At 71.2% G+C, this 25,171-nt stretch carries 23 protein-coding genes; 15 read left to right on the plus strand and 8 right to left on the minus strand.

The window, feature by feature from the left end:
* Positions 1 to 121 precede the first annotated feature (121 nt).
* On the plus strand, positions 122 to 1,063 hold the full coding sequence (locus tag AB0J66_RS06190) for a sugar ABC transporter permease (protein ID WP_364657338.1): 942 nt from the start codon (positions 122 to 124) through the stop codon (positions 1,061 to 1,063).
* Positions 1,060 to 1,971 carry a carbohydrate ABC transporter permease gene (locus AB0J66_RS06195; RefSeq protein WP_364656186.1) on the plus strand — a complete coding sequence of 304 codons (912 nt, stop codon included), beginning with the start codon at positions 1,060 to 1,062 and terminating at the stop codon, positions 1,969 to 1,971. Before AB0J66_RS06190 ends, AB0J66_RS06195 begins: the two co-directional genes overlap by 4 nt.
* Positions 1,972 to 2,023: 52 nt before the next feature.
* On the opposite strand, the gene AB0J66_RS06200 is transcribed toward AB0J66_RS06195, so the two are convergent.
* The gene (locus tag AB0J66_RS06200) at positions 2,024 to 2,845 is read right to left on the minus strand and encodes a toll/interleukin-1 receptor domain-containing protein (protein WP_364656189.1); all 822 of its coding nucleotides are present in this window, start codon (positions 2,843 to 2,845) and stop codon (positions 2,024 to 2,026) included.
* Positions 2,846 to 2,888: 43 nt separating this feature from the next.
* Entirely contained in the window at positions 2,889 to 4,781 is a 1,893-nt protein-coding gene (locus AB0J66_RS06205) for a hypothetical protein (protein ID WP_364656191.1), read from the minus strand.
* A gap of 95 nt (positions 4,782 to 4,876) precedes the next feature.
* Here AB0J66_RS06205 and AB0J66_RS06210 point away from each other — a divergent pair, with 95 nt between their 5' ends.
* Complete coding sequence (locus tag AB0J66_RS06210) at positions 4,877 to 5,650, plus strand: tetratricopeptide repeat protein (protein ID WP_364656194.1); 774 nt, start codon at positions 4,877 to 4,879, stop codon at positions 5,648 to 5,650.
* Here the strand turns inward: AB0J66_RS06210 and AB0J66_RS06215 are convergent.
* Positions 5,642 to 6,160: a phosphotransferase gene (locus AB0J66_RS06215; protein WP_364656197.1), complete on the minus strand. Its 519-nt coding sequence runs from the start codon at positions 6,158 to 6,160 to the stop codon at positions 5,642 to 5,644. The genes AB0J66_RS06210 and AB0J66_RS06215 overlap by 9 nt on opposite strands.
* 257 nt (positions 6,161 to 6,417) lie before the next feature.
* On the opposite strand from AB0J66_RS06215, the gene AB0J66_RS06220 reads away from it, so the two are divergent.
* The 7 genes from AB0J66_RS06220 to AB0J66_RS06250 all read left to right on the plus strand — a co-directional run bounded on the left by AB0J66_RS06220 (position 6,418) and on the right by AB0J66_RS06250 (position 14,985).
* Positions 6,418 to 6,588 (plus strand): hypothetical protein, encoded by a 171-nt coding sequence (locus AB0J66_RS06220; RefSeq protein ID WP_364656200.1) that lies wholly within the window; start codon positions 6,418 to 6,420, stop codon positions 6,586 to 6,588.
* Positions 6,585 to 6,998, plus strand: a complete 414-nt coding sequence (locus AB0J66_RS06225) for a hypothetical protein (protein WP_364656202.1) — start codon at positions 6,585 to 6,587, stop codon at positions 6,996 to 6,998. The genes AB0J66_RS06220 and AB0J66_RS06225 overlap by 4 nt, the downstream gene beginning before the upstream one ends.
* A gap of 113 nt (positions 6,999 to 7,111) precedes the next feature.
* Positions 7,112 to 10,309 carry a hypothetical protein gene (locus AB0J66_RS06230; RefSeq protein ID WP_364656205.1) on the plus strand — a complete coding sequence of 1,066 codons (3,198 nt, stop codon included), beginning with the start codon at positions 7,112 to 7,114 and terminating at the stop codon, positions 10,307 to 10,309.
* Between the two features lie 121 nt (positions 10,310 to 10,430).
* Positions 10,431 to 11,183 (plus strand): SIS domain-containing protein, encoded by a 753-nt coding sequence (locus AB0J66_RS06235; RefSeq protein WP_364656207.1) that lies wholly within the window; start codon positions 10,431 to 10,433, stop codon positions 11,181 to 11,183.
* Positions 11,184 to 11,317: 134 nt separating this feature from the next.
* Positions 11,318 to 12,490, plus strand: coding sequence for a glycosyl hydrolase (locus AB0J66_RS06240; protein ID WP_364656209.1), 1,173 nt, complete (start codon positions 11,318 to 11,320; stop codon positions 12,488 to 12,490).
* 96 nt (positions 12,491 to 12,586) lie between these two features.
* Complete coding sequence (locus AB0J66_RS06245) at positions 12,587 to 13,624, plus strand: lysylphosphatidylglycerol synthase transmembrane domain-containing protein (protein WP_364656212.1); 1,038 nt, start codon at positions 12,587 to 12,589, stop codon at positions 13,622 to 13,624.
* An 89-nt stretch (positions 13,625 to 13,713) separates the two neighbouring features.
* Positions 13,714 to 14,985, plus strand: coding sequence for a M28 family peptidase (locus tag AB0J66_RS06250; protein ID WP_364656214.1), 1,272 nt, complete (start codon positions 13,714 to 13,716; stop codon positions 14,983 to 14,985).
* On the opposite strand, the gene AB0J66_RS06255 is transcribed toward AB0J66_RS06250, so the two are convergent.
* On the minus strand, positions 14,879 to 17,083 hold the full coding sequence (locus AB0J66_RS06255) for a hypothetical protein (RefSeq protein ID WP_364656216.1): 2,205 nt from the start codon (positions 17,081 to 17,083) through the stop codon (positions 14,879 to 14,881). The genes AB0J66_RS06250 and AB0J66_RS06255 overlap by 107 nt on opposite strands.
* A 164-nt stretch (positions 17,084 to 17,247) precedes the next feature.
* On the opposite strand from AB0J66_RS06255, the gene AB0J66_RS06260 reads away from it, so the two are divergent.
* Positions 17,248 to 18,141 (plus strand): GNAT family N-acetyltransferase, encoded by an 894-nt coding sequence (locus AB0J66_RS06260; protein ID WP_364656219.1) that lies wholly within the window; start codon positions 17,248 to 17,250, stop codon positions 18,139 to 18,141.
* A 477-nt stretch (positions 18,142 to 18,618) separates the two neighbouring features.
* Here the strand turns inward: AB0J66_RS06260 and AB0J66_RS06265 are convergent, their stop codons facing one another.
* A complete protein-coding gene (locus AB0J66_RS06265) occupies positions 18,619 to 18,894 on the minus strand; it encodes a hypothetical protein (protein ID WP_364656221.1) in 276 nt (91 codons plus the stop codon).
* A gap of 328 nt (positions 18,895 to 19,222) precedes the next feature.
* On the opposite strand from AB0J66_RS06265, the gene AB0J66_RS06270 reads away from it, so the two are divergent.
* Positions 19,223 to 19,678, plus strand: coding sequence for a nitroreductase family deazaflavin-dependent oxidoreductase (locus tag AB0J66_RS06270; protein WP_364656224.1), 456 nt, complete (start codon positions 19,223 to 19,225; stop codon positions 19,676 to 19,678).
* Positions 19,679 to 19,756: 78 nt separating this feature from the next.
* Here AB0J66_RS06270 and AB0J66_RS06275 read toward each other — a convergent pair whose 3' ends face one another.
* On the minus strand, positions 19,757 to 20,590 hold the full coding sequence (locus AB0J66_RS06275; RefSeq protein ID WP_364656227.1) for a LysR family transcriptional regulator: 834 nt from the start codon (positions 20,588 to 20,590) through the stop codon (positions 19,757 to 19,759).
* A 69-nt stretch (positions 20,591 to 20,659) separates the two neighbouring features.
* Between AB0J66_RS06275 and AB0J66_RS06280 the strand changes: the two genes are divergently transcribed.
* Positions 20,660 to 21,166: a hypothetical protein gene (locus AB0J66_RS06280; protein WP_364656230.1), complete on the plus strand. Its 507-nt coding sequence runs from the start codon at positions 20,660 to 20,662 to the stop codon at positions 21,164 to 21,166.
* Here AB0J66_RS06280 and AB0J66_RS06285 read toward each other — a convergent pair.
* The gene (locus tag AB0J66_RS06285; protein ID WP_364656233.1) at positions 21,113 to 22,087 is read right to left on the minus strand and encodes an alcohol dehydrogenase catalytic domain-containing protein; all 975 of its coding nucleotides are present in this window, start codon (positions 22,085 to 22,087) and stop codon (positions 21,113 to 21,115) included. The genes AB0J66_RS06280 and AB0J66_RS06285 overlap by 54 nt on opposite strands.
* Before the next feature lie 64 nt (positions 22,088 to 22,151).
* On the opposite strand from AB0J66_RS06285, the gene AB0J66_RS06290 reads away from it, so the two are divergent.
* A complete protein-coding gene (locus tag AB0J66_RS06290; protein WP_364656235.1) occupies positions 22,152 to 23,354 on the plus strand; it encodes an isocitrate lyase/phosphoenolpyruvate mutase family protein in 1,203 nt (400 codons plus the stop codon).
* A gap of 4 nt (positions 23,355 to 23,358) precedes the next feature.
* On the opposite strand, the gene AB0J66_RS06295 is transcribed toward AB0J66_RS06290, so the two are convergent.
* Positions 23,359 to 24,354 (minus strand): SEC-C domain-containing protein, encoded by a 996-nt coding sequence (locus tag AB0J66_RS06295; RefSeq protein ID WP_364657340.1) that lies wholly within the window; start codon positions 24,352 to 24,354, stop codon positions 23,359 to 23,361.
* 164 nt (positions 24,355 to 24,518) lie between these two features.
* On the opposite strand from AB0J66_RS06295, the gene AB0J66_RS06300 reads away from it, so the two are divergent.
* Positions 24,519 to 25,142, plus strand: a complete 624-nt coding sequence (locus AB0J66_RS06300) for a hypothetical protein (protein WP_364656238.1) — start codon at positions 24,519 to 24,521, stop codon at positions 25,140 to 25,142.
* Positions 25,143 to 25,171 lie beyond the last annotated feature (29 nt).

Here is a 25,171-nt window from a genome sequence, read left to right on the forward strand (position 1 = left end):
TTGCCGGGGCCGGTCGGGACATCCGACCGGCCCCACCCCTCTTCTTAAACTGTCCAGCGCGTAAGGAGGTCCGGGTCGCGTGTTCAACACCGCCTCCACCACCCCCGAGAAGATCCTGCAGATGCTCGCGGCTCTGCTGCTGTTCGCGGCGGTGCTGGGTGTCATCCTCTTCATCGCCGCCCGATTCGGCGGCAAGCGCGGCGACAAGGTCGTCGCATGGCTCTACCTTCTGCCGACCGTGCTGCTGCTCGCGGTCGGTCTCGTCTATCCCGGGCTTCGCACGATCTACCAGTCGTTCTTCGACGCGGCCGGCAAGACGTTCATCGGCCTCGACAACTACACCACCATCTTCAGTGACAACGACCAGCTGACGGTCCTGCGCAACACGGTGATCTGGGTCGTCGTGGTGCCGTTCCTGGCCACCGCGATCGGGCTCGTCTACGCGATCCTGGTCGACCGGTCACGCTTCGAGTCGGTCGCCAAGGCGCTGATCTTCCTGCCGATGTCGATCTCGTTCGTGGCGGCCAGCGTCATCTGGAAGTTCATGTACGAGTACCGCCCCGACCAGGGCAACGTGAAGCAGATCGGCCTGATCAACCAGATCATCGTGTGGCTCGGCGGCAAGCCGGTCCAGCTGCTCATCGAGTCGCCGCTGAACACGTTCCTGCTCATCGTCGTGATGATCTGGATCCAGGCCGGCTTCGCGATGACCATCCTGTCGGCCGCGATCAAGGCGATCCCGGACGACATCATCGAGGCCGCCCGCCTGGACGGCGTCAACGCGTGGACGATGTTCCGCAACATCACCCTGCCCAGCGTGCAGCCGACCGTCGTGGTCGTGCTGACCACGATCGGCATCGCCACCCTGAAGGTCTTCGACATCGTGCGGACGATGACCGGCGGCCAGTTCAAGACCAGCGTCGTGGCCAACGAGTTCTACAGCCAGACGTTCCGGGCCGACAACCAGGGCCTCGGCGCCGCCCTCGCGGTGCTGCTGTTCATTCTGGTCATCCCGATCGTCGCCTACAACATCCGCACCCTGCGTCGTTCGGAGGCGTCATGACAGTCACTCCGGTCACGACCACCCCGCCGCTGACGGCCGAGAAGCCGAGCGCGTCCTCGATCGCGAAGAAGAAGCTCAGCTCCCCCTGGGCCTCGATCGCGGCCATCGTGCTCGCGGTGCTGTGGACGCTCCCGACCTTCGGCCTGCTCGTCTCCTCGTTCCGGCCGGAACGGGCGATCAAGACGACGGGCTGGTGGACGTTCTTCAGTGACCCGACGGTCACGATGGAGAACTACAAGGCGGTCTTCGGCGAGGAGGGCGGCGTCAACCTGGCGTCGTACTTCGTCAACTCGCTGATGATCTGCATCCCGGCCGTGCTGATCCCGATGGCGCTGGCCACGCTGGCCGCGTACGCGTTCACCTGGATCCAGTTCCCGGGCCGCAACTTCCTGTTCATCGTGGTCTTCGCCCTGCAGATCGTCCCGCTGCAGGTCACCCTGATCCCGCTCCTCGAGATCTTCGTGAAGATCGACCTCACCGGCACGTTCTGGACGCTGTGGATCTCCCACTCGACGTTCGCCCTGCCGCTGGCGATCTACCTGCTGAGCAACTTCATGCGCGAGATCCCGTCCGGCCTGATCGAGGCGGCCCGCATCGACGGCGCCGGCCACGTGTCGATCTTCTTCAAGGTGATGTTGCCGCTGCTGACCCCGGCCCTGGCCGCGTTCGGCATCTTCCAGTTCCTCTGGGTCTGGAACGACCTGCTGGTCGCCCTCGTCTTCGCCGGCGGCGGCGACGAGGTCGCCCCGATCACCCTGCAGCTCGCCAACCTGAGCGGCACCCGAGGCACCGCCTGGCAGCTCCTGTCAGCCGGCGCCTTCGTCTCCATCGTCGTCCCCGTGACGGTGTTCCTCCTGCTCCAGCGCTACTTCGTCCGAGGCCTCCTCGCCGGCAGCGTCAAGGGCTAGATCCGCTCCGCACCAAGGAAAGGCCGCGTCCCTCGGTGGGGCGCGGCCTTTCTCATTCGGCCAGGATCGGGAACTCGTCGCGCGGGCGCTCGCCCGTGATCACCCGCCGCAGCGTCTCCAGCCCCTCCTGCAGGTGCCGCAGGCCGAGGATCTCGACCCGCGCGAGAGGCAGCAGCTCGGGGACGCTGGTGCCCGGCAGGGCCATCAGGGCGACCCGGAAGTCCGGACGATTCCGTTGCTCGTCGAACACCGCGGCCAGCTCCGCGTCCTGCCGCTCCCGCACGCTGGGAGGCCCGAGGAACACGACCGCGGAGCGCGAGCGCCCGACGCGCTGGCGCATCCCGTGCGCCCAGGTCTCGGTGAACCGGGCGTCGAAATTGAAGGTGGAGGCCAGCAGACCGGCTTGCCGGAGCTGGCCGACGAGCCGGTCCACGATGTCGCGGTTGCTGTGATCGTAGGACAGGTAGACGTCGTAGTCGCGGGTGCTCTCCTTGCCCCGCACGGAGGCGGTCGCGACCGAACGGTCCCGGCCGAGGTCGGCGCTCGTGTTCATCTGCCGCACGCCGGCTCCGCTCAGCCGATCCTCACGGTCCAGCAGCGAGATCCGGACGGTCTCGCAGTCCGGGCAGGCCATGTCGCTATCACCGCGGGCCTGCCGCCGGCGTACAAGCTCGATCGGAACCCGGTAAGCGCAGCCGGGACACGTGAAGACGCGGTCACGCTCGACGGAGCCCGGTACGGCCCGGGCCTCAAGATGGTCGTGGACGTACTCCTCGAACAGGAACCGGGTCTCCTCGCTCGGGGAGTCGCTGAAATAGACCGTCAGCTCGCCTTGCGCACGAACCCCGGCGGTTCCTCGCTCATCCCTGCACATTAATGGCGATCGGCCGCCGCCGGCGCGGCGGCCGATCGTCCGCTCAGGACTGGCTGCGCGGGCTGTTCGGGGCCAGCGTGTCGATGAACTCGTGCGGGCTGTGCACCTCCGGGTCCTGGCGGGCCGCGTCGGCTTCGGACTTCAGGGCGTCGGCGGCCGAGTTCGGGTTCACGCCGGCCTTCTTGGCCGCGGCGACGACCTTGTAGTACGCCGCCTCGCTGAACGCGTACGCGGCACGGTACTCGTGCTTCGCGAAGGCCGCTCGCGCCACGCCCAGCAAGGCGTCCGCGTCGTGCAGGCGGGTGCCGGCCGGGACGGTTGCGGCCAGGCGGTTGGCGGCCTCCCAGTACGCCGCGGTCAGCCAGCGGTCGCTGTTGTCGCGGTCGAACTGGCTGAAGTCCCAGTTCACGTCGAGGTAGGTCATGACGGTGTTGCTCTCGTCGCCGGCCCAGACGTAGAAGAACTCGCCCTCCGGGCCGTAGGCCGTGCCGGTCTCGCTGTCGTAGCCGTCGTGCGGGTGCGACATGCCGAGATGGTGGCCCACCTCGTGGATCTGGGTGGTGCTCAGGCCGTACCCGTCGGCCACGATCTCCGGCGAGATGAAGCAGAAGACGTACGTCTGGTCGCCCGTCACGTAGTCCTCGTCGGCGAATCCGAGGGCCGGGGCGCCGACGCCGGGGCCGACCGCGTAGTTGAACACCGGGAGCTCGTAATCGACGCGGCCCCGGTCGTCCTGCGTACGGCCGAGGTTGTCGCGGTTGTAGAGGTAGAGGTTGGCGAAGGGCGGGTAGCCGGCGCCCGGGTAGCAGCTGACGTCCTCGAGCAGGTCGAGGTAGCAGGCGCGGGCCTTGGCGTCGAACGGCAGGTCCTGGCTGTCGTAGTCGAGCTTGTTGCGCCAGCGCAGCTCGCTGAGCTCGTCGACGACGTACCGGGGTTTCTGGTAGCGGGCCGAGGCGTCGACACCGGGCCAGCCCTCGTACGTGTTGCTGTCGATGTTGATCGATCTTGGAAGAGGGGTCGGCAGCTCGACCGGGTAGAGCGGTGACGTCGTCATCAGCAGGTTCAGCGCCACGTAGCGGGTGATCCGGCCCAGGTCGGCCGGGAGCGCGCCCGGCGCCCGGTAGCCGCCCGCCGCGTACTCCCAGATCGGCGGCATGCGGTAGTCGGCCACGCCGTCACCGTCCACGTCGGCGTTGGTGACGTCGAAGTTGGCCGTCCACGACTCGGGGCCGGCCGACAGGTCGTGGAACCAGACCCGGCGCGTACGGCCCAGGCCCGTCTCCTCGTCGTCGGCCGTCGTGCCACCCCAGGCGATCACCTTGCGGCTGTCGCGGTTGGCGCCGAAGTCGTAGCCGGTGTCCGGGTCGGGCTCACCCGTCTTCGTGTAGGCGTGGAATTTGAAGTCCGACCGGCCGTACCAGTTGATGAAGAAGACCGTGTTGCGGCGGGTGTCCACGCCGGACGGCGGGTTGAGGGCCAGCCACTTCTCCACGCTCGGCGCGTCGATCGTGTGATTGTCGGTGACGTCCCGGACGTTGGTCGGCGAGGCGTTGTAGGCGGTTTGATATTCGGTCAGCGGCGCCGGTTTCGCCAACTTTCCCAACTGCCTGAAAAACCGGTTCTCGTACGCTTTATCGGTGTACTTGAACTTGTAGTCGTAGGTGTAGGTGATCCCCAGCTTCTCCACCACGTCGTACGGCAGCCGTGACCGCACCACGGGCTCGTAGCGCCGGGCGAGCTGCCCCTCGAAGGCCGCCCGGTCCGGCTCGTAGCCGACGAACACGATGTTGACCGGCACTTTCTCGGTCAGGCGGGGCTGGCCGCCCGGGTTCAGGAACTGATATCCGTACGCGGGTGCGGCGGCCCCCGCCGGTGTTGCGGACGCCCCGACGAGCGCGGCGGTCAGCAGAATGATGAACGCGCTTCTCCGTCTCATGCCGCCACCAAACCATCAACATTGATCGATAGGAAGGGTCACTCTTTCGGTGACGAATTCCAGCCCGGGCGACGCCGGGCCGCTATAACGGTCAGGTGATCCCGGCTGAGACCATCGACCGGCTCGGTGAGGACGACCCCGCCGCGGCCCAATTGCTTTGCCTGTGCGCGGTTCTGCACCCCGCTCCCGTACCGGTCGACGTCTTCACCCCCGGCCTGCCCCGGCTGCCCCGCCCGCTCGGCGCCGTCCCGCCGTCCCTGGTCCCCGGCCTGGTCGACATCCTGACCGCCCAGGGCCTCGCGGCGTCCGGGGCGAGCGGCCTCACCCTGCCCGATCCGGTCCGCGACGCCGTCCAGGAAGACCTGGGACCTTCGGCGGTACGCGTGTGCCGCGCCTACGCCGGCGCGCTGATCGCCGCGGCCGCGCCCGCCGCCGTCGAGGACCCCGCCACCTGGCCCCGCTGGGCCGCCCTGGCCCCGCACCTGATCGCCGCCGACGCCGCCCACAGCCCCGATCCCGACCTGCGCGCCGCCGCCCGCCGCCTGGTCACGAGCCTGCTGCACCGCGGCAAGCCCCGCCCGGCCCGCACCATCGCCGCCGAGCTGCACACCGCCTGGCGCGCCGACCTCGGCCCCGACCACCCCGACACCCTGGCCGCCGCCCACGAGCTGGCCCGCGCCCTGCTCGCCACCGGCGCCCTGCTGCCGGCCCGCGCCCTCCTGGACGACACGGTCACCCGCATGGCCGGGGCCCTGGGCCCCACCCACCCCCAGACCCTGGCCGCCGCCGCCACGCGCCGCGGCGCCCTCCTCCGCATCGGCGGCGCCCCCGGCAAACCGCGCCGCCCCCGCCGTCGCCCATCACCGTAAGAAAGCATCCCGGTGCCGCTCGAGAACCGCCCGGTCGTTCCGGGCCCACTCGACTGCCCGCACCGCATGCCTCCGCCGCGCCGTATCCAGCCGTTGGTCGCGTGCGTTGGCCGCCTCAACCTCGGCCAGCCCGCTCTGCCGGGCCAGCATCGCGTCGACGAGCACCTCGGGCTCGACGCCGCCGTACCCCTCACGCACCAGCCGCACATGCTCGGCCTGCTCACCGACCGGCACGTTGCCGAGCGCCTGCACACCCCACGTCCAAGCCATGTAGGCGAGGTCGTCGAGACGCCCACCCGGCCGGCACGAGTCCCAATCGATGAGCGCCACCGGCAACCCCGCCCGGAAGATCGTGTTGAACGGCCCCGGATCCCCGTGCGTCACACACTCGCGCTCCCCCGCGAGCACGCTCCCCGCAGTCAGATCGTGCAACTCCCGCAACATCCGACCACCCAGGCCGTACGCCCGCACGTCCCGCTGCCCCGGATGGTCACTCGTCCTTCCGTCCACAAAGCTCAGCACATCCCGCCCCGCCTGATCCCGCCCGAGATACCGCGGCGCGTAGGCATACCCGGCCTTCTTTAGAAACTTCAACACCTCAACGGCAAACCCAGGCCCAGCCGTACGCCGCACGGTGTCACCAACCCGCACAACCTCCCGCGTGTTGTTGCCGCCGCTCAGCCGCTCCTCATCGCCTGACACGATCCGCCTCGCCTTCACCCGCTAGGGGATGTCGCGCGCCTAGTTGACTCATTACTATGGCGCGCATGAACGACACCCCTTCCCAGAAGATGACCACCTTGGCCGAGCTTTGCGCAGCCCTCAACCTGCCCGAGCCCGAGCCCCTGACGGAAGAACAGCGACGTGAGTTCGACGCCAAAATGGATCGGGCGGACGCCGACCTCGCGGCAATGCTGGCCCGCCGCGAAGCCGCGTGAACACTCTCCAGCAGCCGCGCATATTCGACGCATCGGCGCTGGTCGAGCTGTGTGCAGGGCATCCCGAAGTCATGGACATCCTGTTCAAGGCCCGGGCCGGGAAGTTGACTCTCTCCCTGCCCGCGCTCGCCGTCGCTGAGGCGCAAGCCGCCTTGCGGTTCTCCGATCATGTCTGGCAGCACATCTTCGGCTTCTCCGGTCTCACCGAGCAGCCGCTGACCTGGAACGGCGCTCTTGCCGCAGGCGTCATCGCCGCGCCGCGGCTTGAGCACTATCCGATGCAGCCGGCGCTGATCGGGCCGATCATGGTCGGCCAAGTCGTCCACGAGGCGCGGGAGATGAAAGCCATCGTGGTCACTCGGGTTCCCGAGGCGTACGGCGCCTACAACGTCACCCTTCACCACATTTGAGGAAGGCCCCACTCTCTCCCGGGCATGCGGCGCCCCCCAGTGCCTCGGGTCGGGAGAGAGTGGTCAAACTTCCTCTTCTTCGTGCTCGAGTCGCCCTAGGCCATCATGGAGCGATGCCGTCTCGCCTGTCCTACGCCGATGCCGTCAAGATCCTGGGTCGGGCCGGGGCGTTCTCCGCGGCCACCGCGGATGGCGGCGAGCCGGCGGTCGGGCTCTTCGGCGCCAAGGCCGAGGTGGTTCGGCTGGGCGGGCTGGTCGCGGTCCACATCGGTGAGGCCGTACGGGGACTCGGGCGCCACGAGCGCAGCGAACGCCTTCAGGCCGCTCATGTGGTGCTGGTGGTCGCCGCGTTCTTCGAGGAGCTGGACGACTGCCTGACCGCGGCGGGGCTCGCCGAGCCGGAGTTCGCCCGGGACGGCCAGGTGGCCGGCGAGGCCGCGGGGACGATCGTCGACCGCCTGCTCCCGGCGCCCGTGCCGTTGCCGGCGCCCGAACGGCCGTACAGCACGCTCTTGAAAGATCTGCACGTCTGGTTCGCCCGCCAGTCGCAGCACCTGACCGCGCCGGCGGTCGGGGAGCGCGCCGGCGAGGACCCCCGCCGCGCCGTCACCCACCTGCTCGACCAGGGTCTGCCCGGCGGGGCCGTCGCCCGCTACGACGAGGCCCATCGGCGGCTCGCGGCCGAGATTCCCGAGTTCGCGCTCTGGGCCGACCGCCTCGAGACCCGGGCCACCACCCGTGGCCTGCAGCGACTGGAGGATCTGCTGCTGCGGGCGGCGAGCGGTCGCGACCCGGGCCGGCAGCGGGCCGCGCTGGCCCGCGCCTATCGGGCCGATCTCGACCGGCCGGTGCTGGGCGGCGACGCCGGTGACGTCGACCTGCCCGCCCTCGGGGCCGCCTATCTCGATCCGCGGTTCCGGGTGCGGGCGGCCGGTCAGGGCGCCCGCCCGGCCGACGAGCAGTGGTGGGGCGAGGCCGGGGTCCGGGCCGACTTCGCGGAGTTCCTGGCCGCGCACCTGACCACCACGCAGGCCACCGAGGCGCCGATGCTGCTGCTCGGGCAGCCGGGCGCCGGCAAGTCGTCGCTGACCCGGATCCTGGCCGGCCGCCTGCCCGCGGGCGACTTCTTCGTGTGCCGGGTCGCGCTGCGCGACGTGCCGGCCGAGGCCGACATCCAGGATCAGGTGGAGCTGGCCCTGCGCCGCGAGATCGGCGAGACGGTGTCGTGGGCCGAGTTGTCCCGCGACGCCGAGGGCACCCTGCCGGTGATCCTGCTCGACGGCTTCGACGAGCTGCTGCAGGTCACCGGACTCCACCAATCCGACTATCTCCAGCAGGTGGCCCGGTTCCAGCAGCGGGAGGCCGCGCTCGGCCGCCCGGTCGCGGTCCTGGTCACCACGCGGGTCGCGGTCGCGGACCGGGCGCGGCTTCCGGTCGGGGCCTTGGCCGTACGCCTGGAGCCGTTCGACGACGACCAGATCAACCGCTGGCTGACCGTCTGGAACAGCACCAACGCCCGGGCCGAGCCCTTGACAGCGGATCTGGTCCTCCGCTTCCGAGCCCTCGCCGAACAACCGTTGTTGCTGCTCATGCTGGCCCTCTACGACGCCACCGACCACGCCCTGAAAGGAGGCGAGCTGCTCGACGACGGCCGGCTCTACGAGCGCCTGCTGACGTCTTTTGCGGAACGCGAGGTCCGCCGGGTCCACGAGGGACAACCCGACGCGGCCATCCCCGGCCTCGTACAGCAGGAGCTTCTCCGCCTGTCGGTCGTCGCCTTCGCCATGTTCCACCGCCTGCGCCTGTGGGTCACCGAGCCCGAGCTCGACGCCGACCTCGCCGGCCTCGGCATCACCCCGTCCCGCCCCGGCCGCACCGAGGCCTTCCGCAGCCCGCTGACGGCGGGCCAGGAGATGATCGGCCGCTTCTTCTTCATCCAGCGCGCCCAGGCCGTGCAGGACAACCAGACCCGCCAGACGTACGAGTTCCTGCACGCCACCTTCGGCGAATACCTGGTCGCCCGCCTGGTCGTCCAGGCCGTCCGCGACATCGAGGCCAGGGAGGCCGCCAGCACCCTGGCCCTGCGCCTCGGCGCCCACAACGACGACGACCTCCTGCGCTCCCTGCTCGGCTTCACACCCCTGACCGCCCGCACCACGGTGTTGCCGTTCATCTCCGCTTTGCTCGACACCCCCGACCGCGACCGCCTCCGCACCTGGCTGACCGGCCGCACCGCCGAAGCCGTGACCCGCCCGCAGTACGCCGAAAGCCAATACCGCCCGATCGACAAGCGCGTCGACCACTGGATGGCCACGTACTCGTACAACCTGATGCTGTTGACCCTGACTTGCGGCGGTGAGCTGCGCGCTTCCGATTTGTTCATCCACACCGACGACCCCGCCGCATGGCTGCGCAACTCGGCCCTGCAGTGGCAGGCAGCCATCCCGAGCGGCATGTGGATGGACGCCATGGAGGTTCTCAAAGTCACCCGCGGCTGGCGCGACGGCCGCCGAGACATCGCGCTGGAGCTCGCGCTCGACTGGACCAGGGACTTCCCGGCCGGGGCCGATGTCCTCTGGATGCACGGCATGGAGCCCGACGATGACAGCGAAGTGCCGTTCGCGGCCGGCGTGGAGCTGCCACCCGCGCTCCGGTCCATGCGCCTGACCAATCACCTGAGTGACGATGTGCTGCTGCACGCGCTGGAGCCGCTGATCCGGCGGACGCCGTCGGCGCTGACTCAGTTCGTCGCACCGGAGCCCGGAAGCTACCACTCCGTGGCCAACAGTCTCGTCCGGATGTGGCTGGCGGCCACGAGCACCTCCCCGGCGAACGGATTGGCCTCGAACTACATCGAGGCGGCAAGCGCCGCGATGGACCTCGCCTACGACAATCTGGCCACCGCGAGCGCCGAGGTCACCGAGCTCGTCCTGGCCACCATGCGAGCCGACGCCTATCGCCTGCGGCCGGACGACGTATGCGACATCGTCAGCGGGCTCATGCACAACGCGGTCGTCACGGCTGACGCTGCCGCCAGCGCCGTCTACTGCTTGACCACCTCGGGAGCAGCCCGTCACTCGGCGGGCGCTGACCTCGCCTCCCGCCTGATCGAGGAGCACACGGAAATCGAGGCCTGCGTCCTTGTTCCCGCGTTGCGGGCCATCGTCGAGGGCATGAGCCACCCTCGGGAAGAGATTTCCGAGGTGCTGACGTACGCCGGGCGACGGCCGGAGCTCGAGCGCCTCGCCCCCGACCTGGCCGACTCTCTGTTCATCACTCCTCCGCTCGCCTTACCGCCGATCGAAACATAGAAGAAAGTTATTGACTAGATGTCGTGGCGGTCGTAATTTTCATCGACAAGTGGTGGCGATGAAAAGGATGACCGACGTGACCCGTGAGAGCGGCGGCGCGCGGGCGTGCGAAAGGACAGCCGTGAGCCTCACCAGCAGTGACTTCCTGACCCGGATCCAGGCGGCGATCGACAAGGTGGGCCGTGGCCAGGACGAGCAGAAGCACCGGGCGGCCGACCTCCTAGCCGGGTCGCTGCGCAGCGGCGGCGTGATCCAGGCGTTCGGGTGCGGGCACTCCGAGGCGCTGGCCATGGAGATCGCCGGGCGGGCCGGGGGTCTGGTGCCGACCAACCGGATCGCGCTGCGCGACGTCGTGCTGTACGGGGGTGAGCCGCTCTCGGTGCTCGAGGATCCGATGTTCGAGCGGCGGGCCGACGTCGCGCACCGGCTCTACGAGCTGGCCCCGGTCAAGCCGGACGACGCGTTCGTCATCGCCTCCAACTCGGGCATCAACGGGGCCGTGGTGGAGATGGCGCTGCTGGTCAAGCAGCGTGGGCACGCCCTGATCGCGATCACCTCGGCCGAGCACTCGGCCGGCGTCGACTCGCGGCACCCGAGTGGGCGCAAGCTGGGCGAGATCGCCGACGTGGTGCTGGACAACGGGGCCCCGTACGGCGACGCCGCCCTCCCGATGCCCGGCGGGGGCGCGGTCGGGGCCGTCTCGTCGATCACCGCGGCCCTGCTGGCCCAGCAGATCGTCACCGAGGTGGTGTCCCGGCTGGTCGCGGCCGGTGTGACGCCGCCGGTCTACCTGTCGGACAACGTGCCCGGCGGCAAGGAGCACAACGCGGCGATGGAGGCCCGGTACGCCGGCCGGATCCGCCGCATCGCATAGACCCGGTACGTCCTGGCGCAGGGTCTGGCCGCCCTGCGGGTCAGCCAGGGGTACCGCGTTCCAACGGCACATCCGCGCCGGCCTGACCACCGGCGCGGTCCAGTGATCCCCCCGTTACCAGGAGGCCTTTCTCCATGCTCAAAAGACGATTGGCGGGCATTCTGACCGCGGTCCTGGCCGGAGCGGGCGCCGTGGCCCTCTCCTCGGCCGAGCCGGCCGCCGCCGCGGACTGCGGCTACCTGTTCGACGACTTCCACTACAGCACCTCGGCCGACCCGGCGCTGACCGCCAACGGGTGGACGCCGCGGTCGTACCAGGGCGGGCCGGGTGTGCCCGGCGCCAACTGGTCGCCCAACAACATCTCGTTCCCCACCTCCGGCGGGCAGAAGGTGCTGCAGCTGACCGCCTCGACCGACGGCACCGGGGCCGGCACCAACCACGCCGAGCTCTACTCGACGCAGAAGCGTTACCTGGACGGCACCTACGCCACCCGGATCCGGTTCACCGACACGCCGGTCAGCGGCAACGACGGCGACCACATCAACCAGACGTTCTTCACGATCAGCCCGCTCAACGGCGATCTCGACCCGACCTACAGCGAGCTCGACATCTCCGAGTACCTGCCCAACGGCGGGTGGGGCGAGACCGGGCCGATCAATTACCAGACCAGCTGGTACACCTACCGCAACGAGCCCTGGTTCGCCGACAACGTGCACTCCGAGCAGCGCAGCAGCCTGGACGGGTGGCACGAGCTGGTGGCCCAGGTGGCCAACGGGCACATCGTCTACTTCATCGACGGCGTGCAGGTCGGCGACCACTCGGGCAAGTTCTACCCGCGCCAGACGATGACCATCAACTGGAACCTGTGGTTCATCGACACGGCGACCCACTCGGGCGGCCTGAGCACCTACATCGAGCAGGTCGACTGGGTCCTGTTCGCCAAGAACCAGGTCCTCTCCCCGTCGCAGGCCACCTCCCGGGCCTCGGGTTACCGCACGGCCGGCAGCACGTTCGTCGACACCGTGGCCGGTACGGGAACCTGCTCCACCCCGCCCACCACACCTCCGACCACACCTCCGACCACCCCGCCCACCACCCCGCCGGCGGCCAACTGTGACAACGCGGCCTCGTGGGCCATCGGCTCGGTCTACACCGCCGGCAACGTGGTGAAGCACGAGCGCAGCCGCTACGGCGACCCGAACGGCCCGAAGTCCGGCGACGGCGCCCACCTGTGGCGGGCCAAGTACTGGACGCAGGGCTCGGAGCCCGGCTGGACCGACCAGTGGCAGGACCTCGGCCGCTGCTAACAGCTCTTCCTGGGAGCGGGGCTGTCAGGCCCCGCTTCCAGCTCTTTGCGTCACAGCGGGTAGCCGAAGCTTGATCGCGTTTGCCAGGATCGGCCCGTGTCTCCTACCCGGTCTGAGCTGCGGCCCGACCCCGCGGCTCCGGCCGTGCGGGCGGGCTCACGCTGGTGGGCCCGCCTCCGCCTGCCGCTGGTCGTCGTCGCCGGGCTCGCCCTGGCCGCCTACGGCCTGCGCGGCCGGTTCCCCGACCCGCGCGACTTCCTGGGCGCGCTGACCGGCGCCGACTACTGGTGGGTCACCCTCGCCGCGGCCCTGCAGGCCGTCTCGATCGGCGCCTTCGCCTGGCAGCAACGGCAACTGCTGAGGGCCTTCGGCGTACGCGTGCGGGCGCGCTTCGCCCTCGCGGTCACCCTGTCCCGTACCGCCATCTCCATCTCGATGCCGGCGGGTGCGGCCGTCTCGGCGGGTTACGCGGGCCGGCAGTACGTCCGTACGGGCGCCACCAAGGAGATCGCGGCCGCCTCGATGATCGTCTCCGGCCTGACCTCGATCGGCGGTCTGGCCCTGCTGTACGTGGTCCTGGGCGCGGCCCTGATCACCACCGACCCCGCCCTGCTGGCCAGCCCGCAGCCGCTGATCGTGGTGGCCGGCCTGATCGCCCTGACCGCTGTCGCCGTCTACGCCGGCCGCCGCGCCATGCACCGCCCACCGCGCCCCGGCCCGGACGGCCCCCCATCCTTCGTCCGCAGACTGCTCACCAGTGCCGCCGACGCCTGGCGGGCCGGCGCCGCCCTGCGCTCCCGCGAATGGATCACCGGCGTCCTCTACTACACGGTCAACTGGCTGACCGACCTGCTCTGCCTGATGGCCACCTGCCGCGCCGTCGGCCTCCCGGTCGGCGTCATGACCCTGGCCGGCATCTACCTGGGCGTGCAGATCGTCCGCCAGGTCCCCCTCACCCCCGGCGGCGTCGGGGTCATCGACACGGCCCTGGTCGCCGGCCTGACCGCCGCCGGCGCCACCGCCGCCACAGCCGCCGCCGCGGTGGTCATCTACCGCCTGCTCTCCTGCTGGCTCCTGATCCCGGCCGGCGGCCTGGCCGCCCTCTACCTCCGCCGCGACGCCGCCACCCGCTGATCTGCGGCGCTGGTCCTTGATCCGACTGCGGCCGCGGGGGCGCGCCTGGAGAATCCCGGTAACCGTTGTCGGGTCGGCGGGTGGGACTCATGCATGAGCCGGGGGAACTCCTGTCGATCGTCGAGGGGCTGGCCGGGATTCCGCGGCTGCCGGGGTCCGAGGGGGAAGCTCGGGCGGGGGCGCTGATCCGGGACGATCTCGTCGGGGTGTGCCGGCGGGTGGTGGTCGAGCCGGAGCGGGCGTACGCCTCCTATGCGCGGCCGATCGGGCTGCTGTGTGCGACGGCGCTCGGCGCGGCGATGGTGGCGGCGCGGGGGCATCGCGGGCTCGGCTCGGTGGTGGCGGGGCTGGCGGGGGCGGGGATCGCCGATGACATCACCGGTGGCCGCATGGCGTTCCGGCGGATGTCCGGGAGGCCCGGGACGACGGCGAACGTCGTGGCGCAGACCGGCGACGACCAAGCGCGGACGACGCTCGTCGTGCTCGCCCACCATGACGCCGCGCCGTCGGGGGTGGTCTTCGATCAGCGTGTGCACAAGTGGGTGGCCCGGAGGTGGCCGCGGCTGATCGCGAGAGCCAAGGGCAACCCGCCGCTGTGGTGGGTGGTGCTGGCCGGGCCGGTGCTGGTGGCGCTGGGCAGCGCGATCAACCGGGCGAGCTGGCGGAACGCCGGGGCGGTGATCTGTGCGGGCTCGGTGGCCGCGATGGCGGACATCGGGCGGCGGCCCGCCGTGCCGGGGGCGAACGACAACCTGAGCGGGGTGGCCGTGCTGATCTCGCTCGCCCGGGCGCTGCACGAGAAGCCGCTGGAAGGGCTGCGAGTGCTTCTGGTTTCGGCCGGGGCCGAGGAGGCGCTGCAGGAGGGCATCCGCGGTTTCGCCCGGCGGCATTTCGGCGAGCTCGACCCCGCGCACACCTACTTCCTCAACCTCGACACCGTCGGCAGCGGGCGTCTCGTGCTGCTGGAAGGCGAGGGCCCGCTGCGCATGCACGACTACCGCCCCGAGTTTCTCGCCACGGTGGCCGAGTGCGCCGACCTTCAAGACATTGCGGTGGTACGGGGTCTGCGCGCGCGCAACAGCACGGACGGCTCGGTTCCCCACCGGTACGGCTATCCGACCGCCACCGTGGTCTCGGTCGACCGGCGCGGGCTGATGCCGCACTACCACCTCGACTCCGACGTGCCGGCGAATCTCGACCCGGAGTCGGTGGCGGAAGCGGCCCGGCTGGCCGAGGCCGTGGCCCGGCGGCTCGCTACGTCTCCGCCAAGCGGCGCTGGAGCTGCTCGTGCCGGAACTGGTAGACGGCGCCGACGCGGCGCAGCAGGTCGTGCTGGTGGGCGTCGTCGAGGAAGGCCATGAAGCGCCACGGCACCCGGCCCTGGACGGCGAGCCAGAACTTCGCCGCCAGGAACCGGCCCCACACCGTCGCGTTGAACCCGCTGTAGCGGTCGACCAGGACGAAGCCGGTCGCGAAGATCAGGGCGTGCAGGACGCCGCTGCGCCAGCCTTCGGCGATGGTGAAGGCGACGTACGTGGTCCCGCCGATCACCAGGCCGATGGAGGCGCCACGGGCGATCGCCGCGGTGCAGTCCGAGCGCCTCGTCGAGCGCGGGCTCAGTCCGGTCGTGGTGTCGGAGGCGACGTCCAGCCAGACGTTCAGGCCGTCGATCAGGCCCATCGCCATCCCGGCCGAGAGCCCGGCCAGCACGCCCAGCCCGGGGCCGATGAAAACGCTGGCGAACAGGGCCGTGCCGGCGCCGACGGTGGCGCCGATGGCCAGATGGCGGGCGAACCGGCCGACGCTGCGGCGCAGGGTGAGCCGCATCTTGCTCGGGGTGCGCCGCTCGGCGATGACGAACGGGCCGGCGGCCAGCCCGACGGCGAGCGCGGCCGCCACGCCGTCGGCCATCGCGGTCGCGGGCGGCTCGGCCGCCCAGTACCCGGTGAGGGCCACCGCGACACCGGCGGCCATGCCGGAGTAGCGGCCGGCTGTCAGCCCGATCCGGCGCGCGGAGCCACTGGTCTTGGAGCGGAGCAGCCACTCCTCCAGGGTGCGGGGGCGCGGGCCGATCAGCCGCCAGAAGATCAGGGCCGCCACGGCGTACGCGACGCCGACCGCCGGGCCCAGGACGAAGCCGAGCACCCCGCCGGCCAGGACGGCCGTGGGCACCTCGTAGATCCAGCGGGGCACGGTGCGTTCCAGCTCCCACCAGGCCAGGTTGTTGCAGTTGCCGGCGGCCAGGTCGCGGGCCAGGAAGGCCAGCCAGGGGGCGACGTCGGGCGCCTGGTCCTCGTACTTGGCCGGGATCAGCTGGTCCAGCAGGTGGTTCTCGACGGAGACGCGGTCGCCGAGGGCGGGGCTGAGCAGTTCGGAGCTGTCGCGAGGGTTGTCGCCGTAGATGGTCCGGGCCAGGCCGATCATCAGGGGGCTGCTCAGGACCGTGGCCAGCGGGCCGTCCGGGTCGTCGGTGAGCTCGCGGAAGACCGGCTTCCACTGGTCCTCGCGGCGGCGCGGTGTGGTCCGGGCGAGATAACTCTCGATGATCGGCACGCTGAGCGGCTGCAACTGCATGACGGCGGCGAAGGTCAGCACGTCGGAACTCTCCACGGCGTCGCGGAACTCGTCGGAGCGGCACGTGACCACGAGCGGCTGGTCGGCGTCGAACGCCCGGTTGATCTGGCCGATCGCCGTACCCCGCAGTCGCTCCGGCATCTCGTCGAGTCCGTCGAGGACGGGCCGGACGAGCCGGCGCTCGACCAGGGACCGGGCCAGGGCCCGCCGTTCGCGCTCGGTGGCCGCGCCGAACCGGTAGTTCTCGAGCAGGTAACCGGCGATCCAGCGGGCCAGGCCACCCGCGCCGGGGTCCCAGCCGCTGATCGGCATGATGACCGGCACCGGGTCGCCGGGCGCGCGCTGCTGCAGGAGTTGCAGCGTGAGCACCATCGCGAAGACCGACTTGCCGGAGCCGGGGCCGCCGAGCATCACCAGCCGGCCGGTCGGCACCCGCGCGTAGAACTCGGCCGCGTGGGACAGCTCCCCCGGCTCGGGGCCGTGCTCGGGTGTCTCGCCGAAGACGAGCGCCGGGTGCTCGGCCAGGTCCGGGTCGGCGGGAAGCCAGCGTACGGGCAAGGGCCATGGGTCTTGCAGACGCCGGACCCGGGCCTCCTCCCGCCACTGGGCCTCGACCACCCGGGCCAGGTCGTCGGCGGCCCGGGCGCAGGCCTCGGCCTCCTCGGCCTCGGAGCGGGTCACGCGGGCCTGCCGTACGCGGGTGAAGGTGCGCTCGGCCCAGGGCGCGGAGAAGCCGGCCAGCGCCGTGATCGCCCCCAGCACACCGGCCCAGCGCGACGCGTGCTCCACGCCCTGCCCGACCAGCACGATGGCGACCGTCGCCAGGACCGCGGCCCAGGCGAGCACGACCAGGAACAGGAGCAGGCCCTTGCGGCGTCCGTCCACAATTTCGAGTCTGCGCGCCGCCCGCGCCCCGTCAAGCAGGTTGCCGACGGGCGTAAATCGGATGCGCGCGCCGCCCGGACCGGGCACCATGCCAGAAGCACAACGCCGACGAGGAAGGAGGGTGCCGTGACTTCCGCACGCAGACCATCGCCTTGGAGGCACCGTTGTTGTTCCGTACCTTCGCCGAGGGAGACCTCGACTCCGTTCTGAGCCGGCTCGACGATCCGGAGCGCTTCGCCGCGTTCCTCAAGACCGGCAACTACCGTCCGGCCTGGACCTGGCTCGCCGTCGACGGCGAGGAGATCAAGGCCGTCGCCGTCTGGTGGGGCTTCCCCACCTCCGAGCGGCCCTTGGCCCTCGACACGCTGTACGCGTCCTCTGACGTGGCCGACCCCGCGGCCGTGTGGGCCGCGCTGATCCGGCAGATGCCCCCACCGTTCGAGTACCACCAGTTCACGCTGCCCGGCGGCGAGAACGACCCCGACGTGAGGCTGCGGCTCGCCGCCGCCGAGGCAGCCGGCCTGAACAGCGTCAACGAGCGGCTCCGCTACCAGTGGACGGCCGACGACCCGCTCCCCCGCCGCTCGACCCGGCTCACCTTCGCCCCCGAGCCCGACGACGAGGCGTACGCCAAGGTCTTCGCCTTGATCTCCACCGGCAGCCTGGACGTGGCCACCCGCGAGGGCGTCGCCCGGCTGGGCGCCCACGAGAACGCCCGCGAGGAGGTCGCCCTCTACCGCCAGATGCGCGGCCCCCGCGACCGCTGGCGCCTCGCCCACGACCGCCACGGCCGCCTGGTCGGCTGCGCCCTGCCGAGCGCCAACGACGGCGGCCCGGTCGTCGGCTTCCTCGGCGTCGTCCCCGACCAGCGGGGCCACCGCTACGCCGACGACCTGCTGGCCGAAATCACGCACCTGCTGACCGAGGAAGGCGCCACCACCATCCGCGCCGACACCGACAAGACCAACACCCCCATGGCGAACTCCTTCAACCGTTCCGGCTACCACATCTTCGCCACCCGCATCGTCGCCACCATGCCCCCAGACACCCAAAGCTGACCCCCACCCGCGACAAGCGCGACGCGCACCCGGTAAAGGCGTGGCCACGTTGCCAGCCAACGCGGCCACGCCGCCCGAGCGGTACGAAATGGTGTGGGCGACTCCCCCACCCGCGCCGACCGGGCGGCGCGGAACAGCCCGGGCGATTCCCTCGCCCCGGCGCGGAACAGCCCGGGCGACTCCCTCGCCCCGGCGCCGACCGGGCGACCCGCTCACCCGCGCCGACCGAGCGGCGCAACACGACCGGGCGATTCCCTCACCCCGCGCCGACCGGGCGGCGCGAAATAACCCGGGCGACCCGCTCACCGGCGCCGGCCGCCCGATTCCTCGGCGGCCCCAATTCCGAGCCGCGACACCGGATCCTTCGTTGACCCAGCGTGCCATTCCATCGGTTAGGCGGCAGCTATTCACCCGGCTCGGGCGCGCTCGGCCCCGACACCGCCAGATCACCGGGGATTCACGAATGCGGGCCCGAGGTCACCGGGACGGAAATTGGCGAATCGTCGATCCTGGGCTTGCCCGGCCGGCATCTTGGCTGTTCGGGGAGATCGGCGGGAAGGGCGGAGGCTCGTCGGGGCACGACTCCTGGAAGTCCAGGTAGATGCGCCGGGCGTGGCGCAGAGCCTTGCCGTGGTCGCGACGGCGCTTGTGATCGCGACGAAATTCGGCGGCGCTCGGTGAGTAGTTGCGGCGCTTTGTCGAGTCACGCATTGCCGACAATTCCGTGCGGCCGAAGAAGGAAGGCTGTGTCATGCCGATATTCTTTCACGCGCCGATACCGGGATGCCAGTAAAGGATCATTGCAAACTCTTTCTTCGGTAGCGGTTGAGGTGCGGGATAATCAGCTGCGATTTTCCTGCCGCCGCGGTTTCTTGCTTGCTCTGCCGAGTCGGCCATAAACGGTGCTCACGGCGGAGTCGACGATCATTCTGGCCGTGGGTGGTCCGGCCACAGTGGGGTCGGCTGTCGTGGCGGGGCCGACGCAGATCGAGGCCCTCGGGCCGCTCGACGGAGGGGCGACGCCCGCGACGGATCTACGCGGCTCAGCCGGCTCACAGGTGGTGGGGGGCAGACTCGGACGATGACGGACGGGGTGCGGGTTCCGCCTCGGTGGGTGGTCACGACCGCGTGGCGGGTGCATCGGGGGCTGTACCGCGCGACGGGTGGGCGCTTCGGGTTGCGGCGCCCGCGCCCCGGACGTGAAGGGCTGTTCCGGTTGACCACGGTGGGGCGGCGCAGCGGGTTGGAGCGCAGCGTCATTCTGGCCTACATCGTGGACGGTCCGGCCGTCGTCACGTTGGCCATGAACGGATGGGGCGACGGCGAGCCGGCGTGGTGGCTGAATTTGCGGGCGAGCGGGACCGCGTACCTCCGGACGCCCGAGGGGACGCGCAGGGTGACCGGACGCGCAGCGGCGGGCGCGGAACGCGACCGGCTGTGGGAACGCTGGCGTGAGCTCGACCCGAAGCTGGACGGGTACGCCGCGCTGCGAAAGACCGAGACCGCGGTGGTCATCTTGGAAGACACAGCGGGCTGACCAAGCGGCCGGCGACCAGTAGACGCCGCGGTCACCTCAAAAAGACGCAGCGGGCTGACCAAGCGGTAGACGCCGCGGTCAGCCTAGAAGACGCAGCAGGTTGAGCACGCGGTCGTCGGTCAGGGCGGACGGCTGGTGGACCACGTGGTAGGTGACCGGGGGCAGGTCGGCGACGCGGAGGGCGGCCAGGCCGGGTGGCGGTGGGACGCAGCCGTTGACGATGGCCAGGCCCGCTCCGAGGGCGACGAAATGGGTGATCAGCGGCCAGCCCTCGGCCTCGACGGCGACCGTCCACGCGGCGCCGGCGACTCGCAGGGCCTGCTCGAGCATGGCGCGCTGGGGGCGGTGCTGGGGCGGGACGACGAGCGACTCGCCGGCCAGGTCGCGCATCCGGACCGAGCGGCGGCGGGCCAGGCGGTGGCCGGCGGGCACGAAGAGCATCTGGGGGAACGTCGCCAGTTCCCGTACGGACAGGTCGGGTGGCAGCACGTCGAGGACGCTCACGCCGACGTGGGCCTGGCCGTTGCGGATCGCCGCCAGCATCTGGCGGTGATCGCAGTTGATCAGGCGGAGCGGGGTGGTGGCCAGCGCGGTCCGGATCGTGTCCCCGAGCAGGTAGAGGTAGGCGCCCTGGCCGGCCGCGAGCACCACCGGGCGTTGCGCGGGCGCCCCGGCGAACTCCGAAAGAAATCCTTCGAGCCGCGCGTTCTGGTCGCGGGCGAATCGGGCGACCGCCTCGCCGTCGGCGGTGAGCACCAGCCGGCGGCCCTCCCGCCGGTAGAGCGGCCGGCCCAGCGACGCCTGCAGCTTACGGATCTTCACGTGCAGGGCGGGCTGCGAGATGTGCAGCTCCTCGGCCGCGCGCGTGAAATTCAGATGGGCGGCGAACACCGCGAACGCCGTCAGATCCATAACGCGAAACTATAGCCGGGCCACCAAGAATAGTTCCGCATTAATACAACGGAGAGCACCCTGAGCGGCATGAGAAACCTCGGCGTAGACATCGGACGCGTAATCATCGACGGCGGCGGCCCCGGCGGCGCCGACACGCAGTTCTTCAGCGGCGACACCACCCGGATGCTGGCCACCCCGGCCGTGCCCGGCGCGTTCGAGACCCTGGCCCGGCTCGTGCCGCTCTTCGACCAGGTGTGGCTGATCTCCAAGTGCGGCGAACGGGTCCAGCGAAGAACCCGGCTCTGGCTCGACCACCACGAGTTCGCCACCCGCACCGGCATCCCCCGCGACCACCTGCGCTTCTGCCTGAAGCGGCCGGACAAGGCGATCCACTGCGCCGAGCTCGGCATCACGCACTTCATCGACGACAAACTCGACGTTCACGAGGCGCTGCGCGGGATCGTGCCGTACCGCTACCTGTTCGGTCCGCAGACGGTCACGCCGCCCACTTGGGTCACGCCCACGGCGGACTGGACGGAGCTAGGCACCAGGATGGACGAGGACCTTCACACCCGTACGGCCGGCCGCCGTTGACATGGCATTGTGGATGTCTCCGAGCGGGAACGTGTCGGAGACCAGCGGGGCCAGCTCGACCAGGCCCCGGGCGGCGAGGTCGATCGCGCGCGGATAGACCTCGCCCATCCGCCGCACCATGACCAGGGTCAGGCCCTTGCGGCGGGCCAGGGCCGCGCTGAAGGTCGTGCGGTCGCCGTCCGGGATGCCCACCAGCACCACCCGGGCCCCCGGCTTGGCGAGCCGTAACGCCGACTCCACGGCGCCGTCCGAGCCGGACACCTCGAAGACCACGTCGGCCACGGCCTCCTGATCACCGGCCGGCTCGGCCCCGAGACCCTCGGCCGCCTTCAGGCGGTGGGTCAAAGGCTCCCGGGCCAGTACGCGCGTAGCACCGTGCCGCTGCGACAGCTGAATCAGCAGCAACCCGATCGGACCACAGCCGACCACGGCGACGGTCGACGCCATCCGCAGGTGACTGAGATCCATCGCGTGCAGGGCGACCCCGAGCGGCTCCAGCATCGCGCCCTCGTCGTCGGAGAGCGCGTCGGGCAACCGGTGCAGCCGGTGCGCGGGCCAGGTCAGGAACTGCCGCAGGCCACCGTCGCAGTCACCGTGCCCGGCGAAGACGATCCGCGGGCACAGGTTCGGATAGCCGGCCCGGCACTCCTCGCAGGTCTCGCACGGGATCGCCGGGTCGATCGCGACACGCACGCCGTCGTCGTCGCCCCCGGAGCGGATGACCCCGGCCATCTCATGTCCCAGCACCAGCGGGCGTGGCAGCCCGGCGTCGCCGATGCCGCCCTCGGTGAACCAGTGCAGATCCGACCCGCAGATCCCCACCGACGTCACCTCGACCAGCCGCTCATGGGGCGCCGGGGACGGGCGCTCTTCGTCGTGCAGCCGGAGGTCGCCGGCCCGGTGGAGACGCGACACGATCACGACCCGACGCTAACACCGCAACGGTGTATCGCGAACCGGCGATGAACCCTGCATGATCGACGGCATGTCTTCCACCGACCTGTTCGCTCCCGGCAGCGTCACGCACCTCCCCGGCGTCTACGACCCGGCCAGCGCCGCGCTCGCCGTCCGGGCCGGCATCCGCGCCGCGTACCTCTCCGGGGAGGCGATCGCGGCCACGATGCTGAAACCGGCCGCCACGCCGAACGCCGTCTCCGCCACCGAGATCGCCGACCGCGCGGCCGTGCTGGCGCCCTTCCTGGGCGGGGTGCCGCTGATCGCGGACGCGGTGGTCGGCTTCGAGGAGCCGGACGGGGCGGTGTGGTCGGCCCTGGCCTACCAGCGGGCGGGCATCGGCGGCCTCGTCCTCGGCGAAGGCTCCCCCGCGCGGGTGGCCGCGGTGAAGGAAGGCGCGCCCGGGATCGCGGTGATCGCCTCGGCCGGCGGGGACTCGCCCGGGGAGGCCATCGCCCGTGGTCGGGCACTCGCGGCGGCCGGCGCGGACGCCGTCCTCCTGCTAGGCCTCGGTGAGGACCAGTTGCGCTCCGCGGGGGTTGCTCTCCCGGGTGTACGCCTGGCAGTGAACCGGACGGAAGGGGCGACCCGCGGCCGTTTCCTCAGCGACGCCGAGCTGGCCGAGGCGGGGGTTGTCCTCGTGCTGCACCCGCTGACGGCGGTGCTGGCGGCGCTGCGGGCGGCGTCGCTGGCTTATCACGCGCTGACGTCGGAGCCGCTCTCCTCTACTGAGCCGCCCTCGCCCGCGCCGCCGCCATCGCCGGGCGCGTCGGCTTCGGCCGCGTCTTCCTTCCCCGAGCCGCCCTCCTCCGCCGCGCCCTCCTCCGCCGCGCCCTCAGGCGGTGCGTCGTCGGCAGTGGCACCCACGCTGGAGCAGGTCGACATGATGCCGCCGGCGGTGCTGGCCACCCTGGCGGGCGGGGCGCCGGCGAGCTTCCTGACCCAGACGGATCCGAGGGCCGTCTTCGCGCTCCCGCCGCCACCGGCCCCGGCCACGCCGCCGTTCGGCGCTCCGGCCTTCGGCACGGTCGAGGACCGGCCCTGGGCCAGTGCCACCGAGCCCGCCGAACACCCGTGGCTCGCGGTCAGCGGACCCGACGAGCCGACCGAATCGGCGTTCGACCAGCCGCTCCCCGATCGGCCGGCCCCCACGCCCACCCAGCGGCAGGCCGCCGGGGCGGCCGGCCGAACCTGGGCGAGCATCGCCCGGGAGGTCGGCCGCCTCGGCACCTGAGAGGTCAGCTGCGGGAGCGGGGCAGGCAGCACTTCTTGTACTTGAGGCCGGAGCCGCACCAGCAGGCGCCGTTGCGCTCCGGCGGCCACGGGATCTGGTCGGCGGTCGCCGCCACCTGGCGGGCGTAGCCGGCCCGGACCTGCGGGTCGGCCGGGTCGCCGTCGGCGCCGGCGAAGCCGCTCAGGCCGGTGACCTTGCCGCTCAGCACGGTCAGGCCGGTGCGGCCGGAGCCGGCCCGCCGGACCAGTTCCTTCTCGAGGTGGGCGCGGTGCTCGTCCCAGTTCGCGCCGTACGGCTCGGACAGGGCCGGCCACTTCTCGAGCAGCTGGTCGAACTCCGCCTTCGGGAAGAACAGCAGGTCGTCGGCGGGTGCGCCGGCGGCCCGGCCGGAGGCGTTGGCCAGCCGGGTCTCGAGCCGGTCGGCCAGGTTGTCGTGGTGGTCGTGCTGCAGCCCCAGCGCGTGCCGGGTCCGGTGGCGCTGCTGCAGCAGGAAGAAGAGCAGCCCGGCGTCCTCGGCGCTGGCCGGCTCGGCCGCGTCGCCCCGCTCGGCCAGCACCTCGTCGACCGCCTCGGTCAGCCACTCCTCGGCCAGCCGGTCGCGCCGGCCGGCGGCGAGGGCGGCACTGACGTACGCCGCCGCGTCGGGGTACTTGGTCAGCAGCGGCCGCAGCGGCTCGATCGCGGCCACCGCCTCGTCCTCGCGGCCGAGGCGGAACAGCACACGGGCCAGCAGGGCTTTGGCCCCGGCGGCCTGGTTGTCGTCACGCGACCCGAAGGACTCGACGGCCCGCTCCGCGTACCGCAGGGCCGCGTCGAGCTTGCCCCGGCTCTCCGCGATCTCGGCCGCGAGCGCGAGGGCGTACCCCGCGTCGTCCTTGTCGGCGAGCCGCCCGCTCTCCGCCGCTTCGGCAAGGTCGGCCGCGATGCCGAGCGGGTCGGCCGCGCCGAGGGCGCTCTGCCGGATCTCTGTAAGGTCTGCGCTGGTCAGATCGGCTTTCATAGGCACGCCGCCACCGTACAACTCCGTAGGCACTCACGGTTGTTGATCTGGGTCTCACTCGCGCGGTTTTCGCGACCGGCCGAACCGGTGTTCCTCGATGTCCGCCGCGCCCGGGCCGTGCGGAATACTGCGTAGCTTCGGCGACGACGAGGCGAGGTGGCTTCATGAAGGGTCAGGTCGTGCGCTCCCCCGAGGGGGAGGAGATCGTGCTGGCCGACATCGGGCTGGTCGAGATCTTCGACAACCCGGTGGTACGGGTGTGGGACGTGTCCCTGCAGCCCGGGGAGACCCACCCGTGGCATCTGCACCACAACCCGTACGTCGTTCTGAGCCTGTCGGGGTCGGAGTGCCGGATGGACTGGCTGGACGGGTCGGCGCCGCGCTTCCTAAACGAGTATCACGGGGGCAGCGTCTACCGGCCGCTGTCGCCGGTGCACCGGCTGACCAACATCGGCGACCGGTTCTACCAGAACCGGCTGGTCGAGCTGAAGGAGCTCGGTGAGCTGCGCGCCGAGCCGTACCCGGTGGGTGAGGGCGCCCGCAGCGTCCGCGGCGAGCGGCCGGGACCGGAGCTGCCCGACGGGCGCGTGCCGGTGTTGCACCACGATCACGTGAAGGTGTGGACGACCTCGACGGCCGAGCTGGACCTGGCCGAGGTGCCGCACGTGCTGGCCGCGCTGGCCGCTCCGTACGAGGTGCGGTTCCACGAGGGCGGCCCGGTCAAGGTGGACGGTGACTGGTTCGTGGTGGAGCTGTCCTATGTCGCGAGCGGGATCGCGGGGGCGTGACCTCCTCGTCTATCCTCCTGGCCGTAACC

The sequence above is a fragment of the Actinoplanes sp. NPDC049598 genome (genome assembly GCF_040675435.1).
Taxonomy (GTDB): domain Bacteria; phylum Actinomycetota; class Actinomycetes; order Mycobacteriales; family Micromonosporaceae; genus Actinoplanes.

Excerpts from the sequence above, each read along its gene's own strand:
- AB0J66_RS06250 (WP_364656214.1), top strand. The coding sequence starts at position 13,714 with ATGCATGAGCCGGGGGAACTCCTGTCGATCGTCGAGGGGCTGGCCGGG.
- AB0J66_RS06280 (WP_364656230.1), top strand. The coding sequence starts at position 20,660 with ATGAGAAACCTCGGCGTAGACATCGGACGCGTAATCATCGACGGCGGC.
- AB0J66_RS06195 (WP_364656186.1), top strand. The coding sequence starts at position 1,060 with ATGACAGTCACTCCGGTCACGACCACCCCGCCGCTGACGGCCGAGAAG.
- AB0J66_RS06220 (WP_364656200.1), top strand. The coding sequence starts at position 6,418 with ATGAACGACACCCCTTCCCAGAAGATGACCACCTTGGCCGAGCTTTGC.
- AB0J66_RS06275 (WP_364656227.1), bottom strand. The coding sequence starts at position 20,590 with ATGGATCTGACGGCGTTCGCGGTGTTCGCCGCCCATCTGAATTTCACG.
- AB0J66_RS06270 (WP_364656224.1), top strand. The coding sequence starts at position 19,223 with ATGACGGACGGGGTGCGGGTTCCGCCTCGGTGGGTGGTCACGACCGCG.
- AB0J66_RS06300 (WP_364656238.1), top strand. The coding sequence starts at position 24,519 with ATGAAGGGTCAGGTCGTGCGCTCCCCCGAGGGGGAGGAGATCGTGCTG.
- AB0J66_RS06290 (WP_364656235.1), top strand. The coding sequence starts at position 22,152 with ATGTCTTCCACCGACCTGTTCGCTCCCGGCAGCGTCACGCACCTCCCC.
- AB0J66_RS06265 (WP_364656221.1), bottom strand. The coding sequence starts at position 18,894 with ATGACACAGCCTTCCTTCTTCGGCCGCACGGAATTGTCGGCAATGCGT.
- AB0J66_RS06200 (WP_364656189.1), bottom strand. The coding sequence starts at position 2,845 with ATGTGCAGGGATGAGCGAGGAACCGCCGGGGTTCGTGCGCAAGGCGAG.
- AB0J66_RS06205 (WP_364656191.1), bottom strand. The coding sequence starts at position 4,781 with ATGAGACGGAGAAGCGCGTTCATCATTCTGCTGACCGCCGCGCTCGTC.
- AB0J66_RS06190 (WP_364657338.1), top strand. The coding sequence starts at position 122 with ATGCTCGCGGCTCTGCTGCTGTTCGCGGCGGTGCTGGGTGTCATCCTC.
- AB0J66_RS06230 (WP_364656205.1), top strand. The coding sequence starts at position 7,112 with ATGCCGTCTCGCCTGTCCTACGCCGATGCCGTCAAGATCCTGGGTCGG.
- AB0J66_RS06295 (WP_364657340.1), bottom strand. The coding sequence starts at position 24,354 with ATGAAAGCCGATCTGACCAGCGCAGACCTTACAGAGATCCGGCAGAGC.
- AB0J66_RS06240 (WP_364656209.1), top strand. The coding sequence starts at position 11,318 with ATGCTCAAAAGACGATTGGCGGGCATTCTGACCGCGGTCCTGGCCGGA.